The following is a 14,949-nucleotide window of genomic DNA, read 5'->3' on the forward strand; positions in this document are numbered from 1 at the left end:
TTCAAACGACAGCAATACCGTCTCCCCAAACGAAAAAGCCGGCTCCGCAAGGAAGCCGGCTTTTTCGTTTTCATGCAATTCGCTGAGCGTCAGAGCAGGCCAAGCTCGGCCAGCTCCCGGCGCAGATCGGAAGGCATATCCTCACCGCCCGCACCGCCGCCGCCGAGATCGCGCGGCGCCTCGTCGTCCTTGAGATAACGCCAGCCCTGAAACGGCCGCTTCGGCGCTGGCGAGGTTTCGATCACCTCTGGGCCGAGAATGAGATCGCAGCGGGTAATACCGTCGTCGCCCTTGAAGGAGCGGAGGTCGAGAAGCTTCTGCCGCGCCTGCACCTGCCCCTTGATGACCCAATAGAGCGAGCCGCCTTCCAGCAGCTCCTCAACTCTCTTGGGGATCATCCGGGTCGTGTGCACGCTATGCGGCTCAAGGCCGGCGGCAATCGCGGTCAGCGAGCGATGCGCGACCCAGTCTCTCAAATCCTGGAGTGAATCCGCGCCGACGCAAAGTTTTATCAGATGTAGAGGCATGGCCCTATCAATGCCTTTTTGCGGCGGGCGTCAAGCATCTGGACAATGCCCGCCGCCCTGCCCGCTCAGCACTCCACAACGTTGACGGCCAGGCCGCCGGTGGAGGTTTCCTTGTATTTCTCGCTCATGTCGTTGCCGGTCTGACGCATGGTTTCGATACAGGCGTCGAGCGGCACGAAATGCTGGCCGTCACCCTTCAGCGCCAGCGACGCCGCCGTCACCGCTTTCACGGCACCCAGCGCGTTGCGCTCGATACAGGGCACCTGCACCAGCCCGGCAATCGGATCGCAGGTCATGCCGAGATGATGCTCCAGCGCAATTTCAGCGGCATTTTCGATCTGTTCCGGCGACCCGCCCATAACCGCGGCAAGACCCGCGGCCGCCATGGCCGCCGCCGAGCCGACTTCGCCCTGACAGCCCACCTCAGCGCCTGAAATGGAAGCATTGTGCTTGATGATACCGCCGATTGCGGCAGCCGTCAGCAGGAAGTCCCGCACGTCGTCAACAGTCGCATCCTCATGGAAATGCCGGAAATATCTGACCGTGGCCGGAACGACGCCTGCCGCACCATTGGTCGGCGCGGTGACCACCCGGCCGCCGGCGGCGTTTTCTTCATTCACGGCCATGGCATAGACACTGAGCCAGTCATTCGCCAGCACCGGGTTCATCCGGTTGCTGCGCCACTCCTCATTCAGCTTCTCATAGATGGAACGCGCGCGGCGGCGCACCTTCAGGCCGCCCGGCATGATGCCATCGACCTTAAGGCCCCGCTCGATACAGCCATTCATCGCTTCCCAGATCTGGTCGAGACGTTCGTTCAACTCCTCGCGGGAAACCACCGTTTCCTCGTTCGCACGTTTCATCTGCGCGATGGTTCGGCCTGAACGACCCGCCATATCCAGCATTTCCCGCGCGGTGGCGAAAGGATAAGGCACGCGTGGACCGTTATCGATGGTCTTGCCACGCTGCTTGATCGCCTCCAGTTCCGTATCGGTCACGACGAAACCGCCGCCAACGGAATAATAGATGCGCTTGATCAGCAACCGGCCCTGATTGTCGAAGGCGGAGAAGGTCATGCCGTTGGCATGGCCCGGCAGCGGGTTCTTCTTGTCGAAGACCAGATCTTCAGCCGGTCGGAACTCATAGGACGGATGGCCGGGCGGCGACACGGTGCCGGCCTTTTCCACCTTTTCGATAATAGCGTCCATCGCATCGGGATCGACAAGGTCCGGCCGCTCGCCGGTGAGACCGAGAATGACCGCGCGCCCGGTGCCATGACCAATGCCGGTAAAGGCAAGAGAGCCATGCAGGCTGACCTTCAGACGCGAAACGGACGCACCCGCCGGACGCGGCCACTCATCCGAGAGGATCAGGGCGAGAAAGCGGTTCGCCGCCGTCATTGGCCCCATCGTATGCGAACTGGAAGGACCGATGCCGATCTTGAAGACGTCGAAGACCGAAAGAAACATGAGGTTTGTCCTGAATAAAAATGGATTCCGCCACCATCATATCCAAAGCCGCGACGGATCGCCACAAAAGAGCGTCAGCGGTTTGCACAGCTGCGACATATCGGCCGCCCATACGAAAACAGCACGGTTTCCAGAGGAAAACCGCGCCGTTTCAAAACCCGTCAATTCAGGAGAAGTGCTTATGGGCTGCCAAAAATGTACGTCAATGCGAGAAAAGCGGCAAAGCCTGCAAGTGCGCGCAACGTGACGCCCCAGCAGGATTTCTGAGCGGTTTCTTCCATGATTACTCCAGCTATTCACTCTCCGGGGGATCTTCAAGACCCGGCCCGTGGATGAAGCATTTATTAAAATCCGGCGGGGAACGCAAATGCAAAAAGCGGCTAAATGAAGGCGTTTTTGACAGGCTGCCATTCGCCCATTGCATAGGTATAAGAAAAAACAAAGCCTTAGAGGCAGGCTGTCGACAAAGCCATTTTCACCCATCGCCTCAATTTGAACCAAAGTGTAACCGGTTTATGAAGGTTTCGCACAAACGCCTGTTGAAAACCGCGTCCACCGGCACGTTAAAGTCGAATTTCCGCGGTCAGACTGTTGCGCCTTGAAAGCCTGCGACCACTGCTCTATCGACAGACAACGGCAACGGGACACATCATTTCATGCAGCAGGCATCATCCTTTCCCGATCGCGAAACGGTCGCATCGAAACTGGCTTCGCTTGCGAGCGAGGACAAGGCCTGGGTGCTGCTGTTGATGGAAAACGCCTTGCAGGATGAAAACCTGCTGGCCGGCCTCAGTCTCTATCTCGACAGGCAGGCCAATGCGCCCTTCCTTAACAGCCTGAGGCTGGAGGCGGCAGGCGAATGGCTTGGCAGAAACGCCCCGGCCCGCCTGCAGATCCGCCTGATGGAAGCCGCAAAGGCCAGCCAGCATCCGACCTACCTCTCCTTTCGTCAGGGGCTGACGGCGTCGGGCGGCCTGGAAAAAGCCTATCCCAAGGCCCCGATCTGATTTTTCGGCTTAATCGGGCACTTTCTCGACGACCGCGATGATCGGCCCCATGGGAAACAGCGAATCCCGCCTTTTCATCGCGGGAATGTCGACGCTGGAAATCGTGCCGTCGAGATAGAGCGCGTTCGGCGCATCCAGCACGTCGCGGAACAGCGTCGCGAAATCGTAGAACCGCACGGTCGTTTCCGAAATCGCGAAATGCACCCTGCCATCGCGGGACACGCCGACGCCGTTGCGGCGTTTCAGGCTGTCGCTGTCGGGCAGAAATCGTGGATGCAGCTTTCCGTCTATCACCAGCATCGGCCCGGACTGTGTGGCGAAATCCGGCTTAACACCTGCCGCCAGATAGGCCTGCGTTTCGAGAACGCCCGCCGTGGTCCCCTTCAGATAAAAGACGCCATTCGGCAGAAGATGAAAATTGCCCCAGCCGCCACCCGTGCTGATCGGCGAGGTCTCGACACCATTTTCGATAAAGAGACCGACCGGTGAATAGTCCGAATGATACATGCCGCCATTCATGGCGAAGATGCTGAACATGTGCTGCCGCCAGAGCGCGGAGGAAAGATCGGAAAAAGACCGATATCCCTCACCCGAGACATGGTCGCGGTCATAAATCCGGATCGTGCTTTTTTCCGGATCGAAACTGCAGACGGTATAGCGGCCGCCCGCATGGTCCATGATCCTGCAGAAATCCGTCTGTCCACCTGCCTGCGCCGAAATCGGCAGCAAGAATGGCAGCAGAAACCTCATCAGTCTTTTCATCGATCGTCCGTTCACGCCGTTTCGCGCACATGCTGGCGCGATTCTTACAGCATGAATCGTGACCGTGAAATCAGGTCAAAGAAAAGGCGCCAGCCGGAGTTCGGATGGCGCCATGCTTCCTGGGGGAGTTTTTTAGCGGCGAGCGGCGCGGTCGACGCTGCGGCCGGCGTCCTGCGTCGCATCAACGGCATTCGCCGTATCCCGGCCCATGCCACGAATGGTATTGCCGCATGAACTCAAGGTCACGACGGTCAACAGAGCCACGAAGACGGTCGAAAGAATACGTGTGATCATTTGAAAACTCCCCTATGACTTGCGTCCAAAAGCAAGCGCCAATGTGATATGCGTCACATTAACGTGAGCCGCAAAAATCGGTTCCACCGGCGTTTTAAAAAATCACGTCGATGAAAATTAACATGGTTTTCAAGTTCGTAACGGAAACTCGCGCCCGAGGAAAAATCGTGTGAGTGACATGACTGATATCAACAATCGGCTTCTGGTAATGACGGCAGGCGGCCTGAACCCCAATGTCATGATCAATGCGCTGGCCGCCCGTTTCCCCGACATCCACGTCTTCGTGGAACAGCCGGAAAGCAAATCGGCGATTCTCAAGCGGCGCGCGCGCCGGCTCGGCTGGATCGCTGCCGCAGGCCAGATGGCAACCATGGTCGCTTCGAGGCTTGGCAAACGCTTCACGCTCAAAAGAACACGGGAGATCATTGCCGAACATGGGCTGCTTCCTGATCTCCATCATGCGGTTCCCGTCACGCAGTTTTCCTCACTGAACGACGAGGAATGCCACAGGGCCGCCAACACGTTACAGCCAGCCGCGATCTTCACCATTTCCTGTCGTCTTTTATCACCCGCCACTCTCCGGTCATTGCAATGCCCGGTCATCAATTTCCATGCCGGCATCAATCCGGCCTATCGCGGCCAGATGGGCGGTTACTGGGCGCTGGTGGAAAAGGACCGGGGCAATTTTGGCGCGACCGTGCATCTGGTCGACAAGGGCGTGGATACCGGCGCGACGCTCTATGAAAAACGCCTGAAACCCTCGCCTTCCGACACGATCGCCACCTACCCGCTGCTTTTGACCGCCGGTTCGGTTGATATTGCCGTCAGCGCCATTGAGGATGCCCTTTCCGGCAGCCTGTCACCAAAGCCGCCCTCGCCCGGAAAATCCGTGCTGCGGTTTCCGCCGCCTATCTGGACATGGCTGTGGAACGGGCTGACGAAGCGGGTCTGGTAGGCAGGCTCATTATCCGGCCATATGAGGCCAAGCTTCGTCGCAGATGCAGGCCTGTCTTGCCGCAACAGGCAAAGACTTGGGTGAAAAACCGGTGCATGATAATAAAAAGGACCATGCACAAATTGCCCGATATCACCACCTCTTCCATTATCCCTGCTTCCATTGAGGCCTCGCCCGCACAGGTGCTTGGCCCGGCAAGTCTTGCCGGCCTGTTCCCGCAAGGGGTGCGCGTCTACCTGACCGACACGGGAGCGGCCTCGCAGGGCAGGCTCGTGGATGCCGCCAGACATCTTCGTGAACTCGGCTACAATCCCGTGCCGCATCTCGCCGCGCGGCGCATATCCTCCCGCGCGGACTTTGAGGAACAGGTGAAGCGGCTTGCGGGCGAAGCGGGTGTGTCGGATGTGCTGGCGGTCGGCGGCGGCGTCGACAGGCCGGCGGGTCCCTTCGCATCCAGCATGGACATGCTCTCGACCGGCATCTTCGATCGCTGCGGCATAAAGCATATCGCCATCGCCGGCCACCCCGAAGGCAGCCCCGACTTCAGCGAGGAGACGGCAATGGCCGCGCTCAGGCTGAAACGCGATTTTGGCGAAAGAACCGGTGCGACGATGCGTATCGTCACGCAATTCGGCTTCGATCCCGCGCGCTTCATCGCCTGGGCGGAAGGGCTTGCGGCATCAGGCGTAGACCTACCGGTGCATATCGGCGTTTCCGGCCCGGCGAAGATCACAACGCTATTGAAATATGCCGCTCTCTGCGGCGTCGGCAACTCCATCGCCTATCTGAAGAAAAACGCGCTATCCCTGACAACGCTGGCGAAGGGCCACTCGCCGGAAAGCATCGTCGGACCGATTGAACGGCACTGGCAGGCCAATCCCTCAGGACCGATCCGGCAAATCCACGTTTTCCCCTTTGGCGGACTGCAGAATTCGGCCGACTGGCTGGTCGGCCGTGGAAGCTGGCAATCCAATGAAGAGAAAAACGAGGGCCGTTCGGCATCGCCGGGCTCGGTTGCGGTCTAGGACGCTATCTGCGGCGCGACGGACAGCGCCGCCGCGCAAGCACCCGAGTTATTCGCACCGCGCCTCAAGCCGCCTTGGCAACCTCGACAAACGCATTGCGGATGCTTTCCGCCACCGCGAGGATGGGACGCGAGGGCTTTTCGGCCGTGATCAGACGAATATCGAAACAGCCAAGTTCCGGCAGACCTTCCTTGTCGCCGAGAATGACCATGTCGTTTAACACATAGGATCGCGGCAGGGGTGCGATGGCAAGATCGGCGGCAATCGCCGCGCGCTGCGCCATCGTGTGACCGCTGAGATAGGCCACGCGGAAATTGCGCCCGCGCTTTTCAAGCGAATTGATCGCCTCCGAACGCCAGATACAGCCCTCTTCCCAAATCGAGATCGGTAGCGGATCGCGCAGATAGGCCGTGCCGCATTTTGCCCCCGCCCAGACGAGGCGCTCGCGCATCAGCACCTCGCCGGTATCTCGCAGCGGATGCGAGGCACAGTTGACCAGCGCCAGATCAAGCCGCCGTTCGTCCATGCGCTTGTAGAGATTGGAGCTGGAATCAATGGTGACATCGATCATGATGCCGGGAAACGCCTCGGCAAAACGCTTGAGGATGCCCGGCAGCAGACCGCGCTCGCCAATATCCTCGGGCGCGCCGAGACGGACCACGCCTGACAGTTCGGGCATGACAAAACGCGACACGGCCTCGTTGGACAGCGCGATCATCCGGCGCGCATAGGTCAGAAGCGTCTCGCCATGCGCCGTCAATGTCACCGAGCGGGCATCGCGCAGGAACAATGTCGTCTTTAACTGCTCCTCGAGCTTTTTGATCTGCATGGAAACGGCCGAGGGCGTTCTGAACACCACCTCGGCGGCGGTGGAGAAGTTTCCCGTTTCCGCAATAGCGACGAAGGTTCTCAATATGTCGTTATCCAGCAACGGCAGGGGTTGGCGGAAAGTCACGGTCATGGCACGCACCTTCAAATATTTTGATTTATAGATGGATATCATTTCGTTTGATTGAATGTCAACAAGGGCGCACCATCCGGGACATCGAATGACAGGGCCGGACACGGCCTCTTCGGAGCCGGGCACCCATCGTGCAAGGCAGGCATAGAAGCCGGCAGGCTCCGCTGGCCAGTCATTCAAAACATTGATGAGTGATATAAAATTCATTCTCTTGTTTGATGAAATATGCAGGCGCATACCGAATTCGCAAACAGGATCGTGGTTCAGGAAAGGATCAAGACAATGACCATGATACATTATCTCCCAACGGTGACACGCTCTCCGCATCGTCCTCCGTCCAGCTGGCTGCATCGCGTGTCGGGCTATGTTTCCGGACTGTATCAGTCATGGCAGCGTGCAAGAATGCTGCGTGCGCTGGAAGGATTGCCCCCTGAAACATTGAAGGACATTGGATGGCCGACGACGGACAACAACCGCATGCGCATCGTCCGCAGATAAATCGAGACCGGTGGTTCGCAATCGCCTTGAGACTTGCGAACCACCCCGCCAGGCCATAAAAACAACGGCAACGGCGTAAAATGACCTGCCTGTTTTACATGCGACACAACGCCTTTTAAAAAGGCTCAAGGCAAATTTTGCATATTTCAAAAGCGTTTTTTTGACAGCCCCGATTCCACGGCGTATTTTTCGCTAAAGATGTCGTAAACAGGACATCCAGAAGACCAATTCCAAGAGAGGAATTGCGTATTCGCAACGGAGCACGGGCAAATGAGCAAGAACTCCCAGAAGAAACGCTCAATCGTCTTTTTTCTCATTCCGCAATTTACCATGCTGCCCTTCGCTGCAGCGGTTGAAACGCTGCGCATCGCCAACCGAATGCTGGGCTATCAGGCCTATGAATGGCGCATCGCCTCGCTCGACGGCCAGAAGGTCATGTCATCCAGCGGCATCTGTCTTGAGGCCGATACCTGTCTTGCCGACGAACGGCGATACGTCAGCGGCGAAAACCGCCCGGAAATGGCGATCATCTGTTCGGGCATCGATGTCGACCAGCACATCAACAAATCCGTCAACGCCTGGCTGCGCGAAGCTTATAATCGCGGCATCGCCATCGGCAGCCTCTGTACCGCCGCCCATATTCTGGCGCAGGCGGGCCTGTTGAACGGCAAGCGCTGTGCGATCCACTGGGAAAACCTCCCGGGCTTTTCCGAAGCCTTTCCGCAGGTGGAAGTCTATGCCGACCTCTTCGAAGTCGACAGCAACATCTATACCTGCGCCGGCGGCACGGCATCGCTCGACATGATGCTGAGCCTGATCGGCCAGGATTTCGGCGAAAACCTCGTCAACCGGGTCTGCGAACAGCAATTGACCGACCGGGTGCGCAGCCCCAATGACCGCCAGCGCCTGCCGCTACGCGCCCGCCTCGGCGTGCAGAACAGCAAGGTCCTGTCGATCATCGAATTGATGGAAGGCAATCTGGCCGAACCGCTGTCGCTGCTCGATATAGCCGATGCCGCCGATCTGTCGCGTCGGCAGGTGGAGCGCCTCTTCCGCCAGGAGATGGGCCGCTCCCCGGCCCGCTATTACCTCGAAATCCGCCTCGACCGCGCGCGTCATCTGCTCGTTCAATCGGCCATGCCGGTAGTCGAGGTTGCCGTCGCCTGCGGTTTCGTCTCGGCCTCGCATTTTTCCAAATGTTATCGCGAAATCTACAATCGCACGCCGCAGCAGGAACGCGCCGAACGCAAGCTACTGATCAGCGCATCGCGAATGGCGATGGCAAGCCAGGCAGGCAAGGCTGCGCATTGAATGCTGGATTGAATGCCTCAAACGCGACGGAACTTGTTTCCGGGTTAAAAACCTCTCCTCCGTCATGCCGGACTTGATCCGGCATCCAGCCACGGCGCGTCCGCGCCGTGAAAAGACTCTCTCGCGATCAAGGACTTGATCGCACTGGACCCCCGATCATCCTCGGGCTTGTTCCGGGGACCGGGGTGACGGAGTGCGGATGATGGAACTGTGCAAAAACCACCGGATCAGCGAGCGGTCGGCAGCCAGCAAACAGCGAACACAATCAGGCTAACTCACCCAAACGGCCGAACCGCATGGGACAAATCCTCCGCCGTCATGCCGGCTCCTGCCCTCTTGCCCGCCTCCCCATGCAGCCAGACACCGGCCGCAGCCGCTTCAAAGGCGGGGGTTCCCTGCGCCAGCAGCGCGCCGATGATGCCGGCCAGCACATCACCTGATCCGGCCGTCGCAAGGCTCGCAGGCGCATTCGTGTTGACCAGCGCCCGGCCGTCCGGCCCGGCAATCACCGTATCCGCGCCCTTATAGACCAGCACCGCGCCGCTGCGCGCCGAGGCGGCCTGCGCCCTCTCGATCTTGCTCAATCCGGAATCCTTAACAAGATCGGGAAACAGCCGCGCAAATTCTCCCTCATGCGGTGTCAGCACGAATTTTCCCGTGCCGGATGTGACGCGCTCGAACAGGGTCTCCGGGCGATCCCTGAAAGCGGTGATCGCATCTGCATCCAGAACCACGGCCTTGTCGCCAAGCAGGGACACGAACTGTCGCGCCTTTTCAAGATCGCCGAAACCGGGTCCGAGAACGAATGCGCCATGGCGTTTATCGTCCAGCCAGTGCCGCAAATCCTCGACATCATCCAGACCGGCACTCATCACCGCCGTCAGCGTCACCGAAAGCACGTCGAGCGCTTCTCTGGGGGCAGCGATCGTGACGATGCCAGCCCCCGCCTTCAACGCCGAAAGCGCCGTCATCCGGCTTGCCCCGGTCGCATGCGGCGGGCCGGAAAAGACGGTCAGGTGCCCGCGCCGGAATTTATGGGTCTCCATATCGGCATGCGGCAAGGCATCCCGCCAGATCAGCGGATCATTTTCCGCCACCGATCCCGCATGGGCAACAAGAATGCGGGAGGGAATGCCGATATCGAAAACCTCCAGCGCCCCGCATAATTCCCGGCCGGGCAGGAGCAGATGACCGGGCTTGCGCACCATGAACGTCACCGTGCTCTGCGCTTTGAACGAGGCACCGAGCGGCACGCCCCGGCGGCCGCAGAGACCCGACGGCAGATCGACGGCAAGAACCGGCACAGCCGCCTCTGTCACCGCATCGACCACCCGGCTGAGTTCCGGCGGAATATCACGCGACAATCCAGCCCCGAAAACTGCATCGATCACCACGTCACCGTCGAGCGGCACATAGTCGCCAAGCGGCAATGGTGTGATCCCGATTCGCTCGAAAGCCGTCCGCGCATCACCCTTGAGCGCTCCGACATCGCCAAGATGATGAACGGCAACCGCCGCCCCGCTTTGCAAGAGTACACGCGCCGCCACATAACCGTCGCCGCCATTGTTGCCGCCACCGCAGAGCACCACGAAACGCAGCGCCTGCGGGTAATGGCGAAGGGCCGAGGCGGCGACCGCCTGCCCCGCCCGCTCCATCAGATCGTAAAGCGGAATGCCGGATTGACCGGCCGCTGCATCGATGCGGGCCATGACAACAGGGTCGATCAGGAAGAGGTGCGATGGGGATTTCATGGCCCGATCATTCCCGCAAAACGTCGGAAAGGCAATCGATACAAAAATAAGCAGATCGCCACGACCAAATAATAGTCAAATGCATAAAATATAACCAATGCAATTTGGCGCCGGCATCACTCTTTACAATATTCAATATCGCTAAAATAATACAAATCCGTAGAATTGGTGATGGAATTTTCGGGTTTTGGCGAGAAATTGGCCGGAAAACCGCAAAAAGCGAATGCATTTTGTGCCGGAAGGCCGGGGGAGCGAAGTTTTTTCTTCAAGCCCGCTTCCGATCTGGCACAATACGTGCATTCTTGTGGCAGAGCGGGAATAACCTGCTTTAACGGGAGAAGCGGAGAGATATTTTCTCATGAAAAAGATCGAAGCGATCATTAAGCCTTTCAAGCTCGATGAAGTGAAGGAAGCCCTTCAGGAAGTCGGACTTCAGGGAATCACGGTCACGGAAGCAAAAGGCTTTGGTCGTCAGAAAGGCCACACGGAACTTTACCGCGGAGCGGAGTACGTCGTGGACTTTTTGCCGAAAGTGAAAGTCGAAGTCGTATTGGCGGATGAGAATGCGGAAGCCGTCATAGAGGCGATCCGCAATGCGGCACAGACCGGACGTATCGGCGACGGAAAGATTTTCGTTTCCAATATCGAGGAAGTCATCCGCATCCGTACCGGTGAAACAGGCGTGGACGCCATATAATCAGAACCAGGTCCTAAGCCGGGGAGGCTTGGGTTTTCACCTCGTCACCACCACACTCAAGGAAAACGTTTAAATGACGACCGCAAACGATATCTTGAAGCAGATCAAGGATAACGACATCAAGTTCGTGGACCTGCGCTTTACCGACCCCAAGGGCAAGCTGCAGCACGTCACCATGGATGTGGTGTGCGTCGACGAAGACATGTTCGCCGATGGCGTCATGTTCGACGGCTCCTCGATCGCCGGCTGGAAGGCCATCAACGAGTCCGACATGGTGCTGATGCCCGATCCGGCAACCGCCCATACCGACCCGTTCTTCGCCCAGTCCACCCTGGTCATCCTTTGCGACATTCTCGACCCGGTCTCCGGCGAAGCCTATAACCGCGACCCGCGCGGCACTGCCAAGAAGGCCGAAGCCTATCTCAAAGCATCCGGCATCGGTGACACGGTTTTCGTCGGCCCCGAGCCGGAATTCTTCGTCTTCGACGACGTGAAGTACAAGGCCGACCCTTACAACACCGGCTTCAAGCTCGACAGTTCCGAACTGCCGTCCAACGACGACACGGATTATGAAACCGGCAACCTCGGCCACCGTCCGCGCGTCAAGGGCGGCTATTTCCCGGTTCCGCCGATCGACAGCCTGCAGGACATGCGCTCCGAAATGCTGACGGTTCTGTCGGAAATGGGCGTCGTCGTCGAAAAGCACCACCACGAAGTGGCTGCCGCACAGCACGAACTGGGCGTGAAGTTCGACACGCTGGTCTCCAGCGCCGACAAGATGCAGATCTACAAGTACGTCGTCCACCAGGTCGCCAATGCCTATGGCAAGACGGCAACCTTCATGCCGAAGCCGATCTTCGGCGACAACGGCTCGGGCATGCACGTGCACCAGTCGATCTGGAAGGGTGGCAAGCCGACCTTCGCAGGCGACGAATATGCCGGCCTGTCTGAAAACTGCCTCTATTACATTGGCGGTATCATCAAGCACGCCAAGGCCATCAACGCCTTCACCAACCCCACCACCAACTCCTACAAGCGTCTGGTGCCGGGTTATGAAGCGCCGGTTCTGCTCGCCTACTCCGCGCGCAACCGCTCCGCATCTTGCCGTATTCCCTTCGGCTCCAACCCGAAGGCAAAGCGCGTCGAAGTCCGCTTCCCGGACCCGACCCAGAACCCCTATCTCGGTTTTGCGGCCATGCTCATGGCCGGCCTCGACGGCATCAAGAACAAGATTCACCCCGGCAAGCCGATGGACAAGGACCTTTACGATCTTCCTGCAAAGGAACTGAAGAAGATCCCGACCGTCTGCGGCTCACTGCGCGAAGCGCTGGAAAGCCTCGACAAGGACCGCAAGTTCCTGACCGCAGGCGGCGTGTTCGACGACGACCAGATCGACTCGTTCATCGAGCTGAAGATGCAGGAAGTCATGCGTTTCGAAATGACCCCGCATCCGGTCGAATTCGACATGTACTACTCGGCCTGATCGGCCTTTCGAGCGCTCCCCGGGGCGCTCGATCCATCTCGGCGGTTTTCCCTGGAAAGCCGCCGTTTTCTTTTGAAGCCCAGCCATATCGCGAAGAATGTCGAACAAGCCAGCCTCTCAGCAAACACGCCTCACGGACTGGCTCATCTTTCTGGCTGTGCCGTTCTTTTTCTCCAGCAACGTCATATTCGGTCGCGGCGTCGTCGGTGAGGTCTCACCCTTCATCGCCGCCTTCATTCGCTGGATTGGATCGACCCTTATCATCGCGCCCTTCATGATCGCCGACTGGCGAAACTGCCTCGCCTTTGTGCGCCATAAAACGCTGCTCTGGCTCGTCCTCGGCATTCTCGGCATGGGCATCTGCGGCGGCGTGGTCTATTGGGGCCTCACCATGACGACGGCCGCCAACGGCACCCTGATCTATACGACGTCGTCGCTTTTCATTATCCTGTTCCAGCGCGTCTTCCAGGGCCGCCCCATCAGAAAGCTCGAAGTCGCGGGAATGATCATCGCCTTTGCGGGCGTGGCAGCCATCGTGCTCAAGGGCGACATGTCGGCTCTCTGGCACTTGAATTTCAACATCGGCGATTTCGCCATATTGACGGCGGCCATTGCCTTTGCGGTCTATTCGCTGCTGCTGCGCGACCCGGCGGCACGGCAGATGGCCTCCTTCAGCCTCTTCGGCCTGATCGCGCTCTCCGGCGCGCTGGTCCTTCTGCCGCCGGCCGCGCTGGAACTGGCGCAGGGCGGATTGTTGCCGGCCACACCAATGGCCTGGGCGAAGATCGGCGGCATCATCCTGTTCGCCTCATTGCTCGCCTTTTATTGCTTTACCCATACGGTGCGCGTTTTCGGCCCCGCCACGGCGGGCATCACGCTCTACATGATGCCGCCGGTCTCGATCCTGATGGCCACGCTTTTCCTTGGCGAAACCTTCGAGACCTATCACGCCATCGGCATCGTGCTGGTCACCGGCGGCGTCGTCATCGCCACGGCACCGATCGGCCGCAGGGCCTGAACGCCAGGTGGCGGATAGGGACGGGAGAACCCCTAGCCCTTGATATTTCGCATTCCGCCCCCAACTATTAGTGGGAAAGGAAGTTCATGCCATGAAACAAAGAGACGCAAAATTCACGCTTGGCGAGATCGTCCGCCACAAGGTGTTTCCGTTCCGCGGTGTGGTCATCGACGTGGATCCGGAATATGCCAATACGGAGGAATGGTGGAACGCCATCCCCGCGGAAATCAGGCCGGATCGCGACCAGCCCTTCTATCATCTTCTGGCCGAAAACGAGGAGACGGAATATGTCGCCTATGTTTCCGAACAGAATCTCGTCCACGACGAAAACGAGACACCGCTGAGAAATCCCAATATCGGCCGCATCTTCGACAAGGCGCCGAACGGCGAATGGCGCCCGAAAATGTCGACTGCGCATTAAACGCAGTTCCGACAGCGAGCCTCCCCAATCCCCGGACATAAAAAAACCGGTCTGTCGCCAGACCGGTTTTCCTGTTTTTGGAGCTTACGCTGCAATCAGGGCTTCGGCGCGCCCTTGGCGGCGTCCTGTGCGGCTTCCAGCTTCTTGCGGGCTTCTTCAGCCTTCTTCTGCATGCCTTCCTGCAGGCTGCGCTGGCTTTCGGCAAGCTGCGACTGGCTGATCGGTGCGCCGTCATAAGCGCCCGTGAAGCCGGAAAGTGCAATCTTGATGGGGTTCGGCGCGCGGCGGAAGTTGATGGAGGTGAAGACCACCTCGCTACCCTTCTTCAGCGACGCGATCATGGCATCCGTCAGCGGCACTTCGGCCGTGCACTTGTCGGGAAGGCAAACGGCGTAATCGAGCTTCTGGCCCTTGCCGCCGTCGATCTGCATCATCACGCCCGGAGGAATGAGACGCGCGGTCGGAACGGAAACCTGAAGCAGCTTGCGGTTGACCTTGCCTTCAACGGTGATGAGGCCGACGGCGGTGATCATCTGGCCGTTCTGGGCAAGAACCACGTTCTGCACGACGCAGACATCGTTGTCTTCCTGCTTGGAGCAGGTCTTGAACCAGCCGAGCGGAGGAGCGCCAGCGCCCTGAGCGGCGGGAGCAGCATCCTGCGCCTGCGAGATGGCCGGAGCGGACATTGCGCCGAGAGAGAGGACCAGAGCGGACAGAGCCGTCCGGGTGAATGTGTTTGCCTTTTGCATCATAAGAGTTCCGTCTCCTGA

At 59.0% G+C, this 14,949-nt stretch carries 16 protein-coding genes; 8 read left to right on the forward strand and 8 right to left on the reverse strand.

What is annotated here, in order from left to right; translation table 11 throughout:
- Positions 1–89: 89 nt before the first annotated feature.
- Together AGR13A_RS08425 and AGR13A_RS08430 are read right to left on the reverse strand one after the other, a co-directional pair.
- Positions 90–527 carry a DUF1489 family protein gene (locus tag AGR13A_RS08425; protein ID WP_080834707.1) on the reverse strand — a complete coding sequence of 146 codons (438 nt, stop codon included), beginning with the start codon at positions 525–527 and terminating at the stop codon, positions 90–92.
- 65 nt (positions 528–592) lie between these two features.
- Entirely contained in the window at positions 593–1,996 is a 1,404-nt protein-coding gene (locus tag AGR13A_RS08430) for an L-serine ammonia-lyase (RefSeq protein WP_080834709.1), read from the reverse strand.
- Between the two features lie 656 nt (positions 1,997–2,652).
- Between AGR13A_RS08430 and AGR13A_RS08435 the strand changes: the two genes are divergently transcribed.
- Complete coding sequence (locus AGR13A_RS08435) at positions 2,653–3,003, forward strand: hypothetical protein (protein ID WP_080834711.1); 351 nt, start codon at positions 2,653–2,655, stop codon at positions 3,001–3,003.
- 9 nt (positions 3,004–3,012) lie between these two features.
- On the opposite strand, the gene AGR13A_RS08440 is transcribed toward AGR13A_RS08435, so the two are convergent.
- Positions 3,013–3,765: a phosphodiester glycosidase family protein gene (locus AGR13A_RS08440; RefSeq protein WP_080834714.1), complete on the reverse strand. Its 753-nt coding sequence runs from the start codon at positions 3,763–3,765 to the stop codon at positions 3,013–3,015.
- A gap of 132 nt (positions 3,766–3,897) precedes the next feature.
- Positions 3,898–4,059: an entericidin A/B family lipoprotein gene (locus AGR13A_RS08445; protein ID WP_004442283.1), complete on the reverse strand. Its 162-nt coding sequence runs from the start codon at positions 4,057–4,059 to the stop codon at positions 3,898–3,900.
- 178 nt (positions 4,060–4,237) lie between these two features.
- Here AGR13A_RS08445 and AGR13A_RS08450 point away from each other — a divergent pair, with 178 nt between their 5' ends.
- A complete protein-coding gene (locus AGR13A_RS08450; protein WP_080834716.1) occupies positions 4,238–5,014 on the forward strand; it encodes a formyl transferase in 777 nt (258 codons plus the stop codon).
- A 95-nt stretch (positions 5,015–5,109) separates the two neighbouring features.
- Entirely contained in the window at positions 5,110–6,039 is a 930-nt protein-coding gene (locus AGR13A_RS08455; protein ID WP_080834718.1) for a methylenetetrahydrofolate reductase, read from the forward strand.
- A gap of 64 nt (positions 6,040–6,103) precedes the next feature.
- Here the strand turns inward: AGR13A_RS08455 and AGR13A_RS08460 are convergent, their stop codons facing one another.
- A complete protein-coding gene (locus AGR13A_RS08460) occupies positions 6,104–7,042 on the reverse strand; it encodes a LysR family transcriptional regulator (RefSeq protein ID WP_191856260.1) in 939 nt (312 codons plus the stop codon).
- 726 nt (positions 7,043–7,768) lie between these two features.
- Here AGR13A_RS08460 and AGR13A_RS08470 point away from each other — a divergent pair.
- Complete coding sequence (locus AGR13A_RS08470; protein ID WP_035222987.1) at positions 7,769–8,809, forward strand: GlxA family transcriptional regulator; 1,041 nt, start codon at positions 7,769–7,771, stop codon at positions 8,807–8,809.
- 275 nt (positions 8,810–9,084) lie between these two features.
- On the opposite strand, the gene AGR13A_RS08475 is transcribed toward AGR13A_RS08470, so the two are convergent.
- Together AGR13A_RS08475 and AGR13A_RS24905 are read right to left on the reverse strand one after the other, a co-directional pair.
- On the reverse strand, positions 9,085–10,560 hold the full coding sequence (locus AGR13A_RS08475) for an NAD(P)H-hydrate dehydratase (protein WP_080834721.1): 1,476 nt from the start codon (positions 10,558–10,560) through the stop codon (positions 9,085–9,087).
- A gap of 116 nt (positions 10,561–10,676) precedes the next feature.
- Positions 10,677–10,829: a hypothetical protein gene (locus tag AGR13A_RS24905; RefSeq protein ID WP_167377444.1), complete on the reverse strand. Its 153-nt coding sequence runs from the start codon at positions 10,827–10,829 to the stop codon at positions 10,677–10,679.
- Between the two features lie 89 nt (positions 10,830–10,918).
- On the opposite strand from AGR13A_RS24905, the gene AGR13A_RS08480 reads away from it, so the two are divergent.
- The 4 genes from AGR13A_RS08480 to hspQ all read left to right on the forward strand — a co-directional run bounded on the left by AGR13A_RS08480 (position 10,919) and on the right by hspQ (position 14,179).
- Complete coding sequence (locus AGR13A_RS08480; protein ID WP_003508042.1) at positions 10,919–11,257, forward strand: P-II family nitrogen regulator; 339 nt, start codon at positions 10,919–10,921, stop codon at positions 11,255–11,257.
- Between the two features lie 73 nt (positions 11,258–11,330).
- Entirely contained in the window at positions 11,331–12,740 is a 1,410-nt protein-coding gene (gene glnA / locus AGR13A_RS08485; RefSeq protein ID WP_003495537.1) for a type I glutamate--ammonia ligase, read from the forward strand.
- Between the two features lie 97 nt (positions 12,741–12,837).
- On the forward strand, positions 12,838–13,758 hold the full coding sequence (locus AGR13A_RS08490) for a DMT family transporter (RefSeq protein ID WP_080834723.1): 921 nt from the start codon (positions 12,838–12,840) through the stop codon (positions 13,756–13,758).
- A 91-nt stretch (positions 13,759–13,849) separates the two neighbouring features.
- Positions 13,850–14,179, forward strand: coding sequence for a heat shock protein HspQ (gene hspQ / locus AGR13A_RS08495; protein ID WP_003508038.1), 330 nt, complete (start codon positions 13,850–13,852; stop codon positions 14,177–14,179).
- Between the two features lie 95 nt (positions 14,180–14,274).
- Here hspQ and AGR13A_RS08500 read toward each other — a convergent pair whose 3' ends face one another.
- On the reverse strand, positions 14,275–14,931 hold the full coding sequence (locus tag AGR13A_RS08500; RefSeq protein ID WP_035222980.1) for an invasion associated locus B family protein: 657 nt from the start codon (positions 14,929–14,931) through the stop codon (positions 14,275–14,277).
- Positions 14,932–14,949 lie beyond the last annotated feature (18 nt).

The sequence above is a fragment of the Agrobacterium genomosp. 13 str. CFBP 6927 genome (genome assembly GCA_900012615.1).
GTDB lineage: Bacteria > Pseudomonadota > Alphaproteobacteria > Rhizobiales > Rhizobiaceae > Agrobacterium.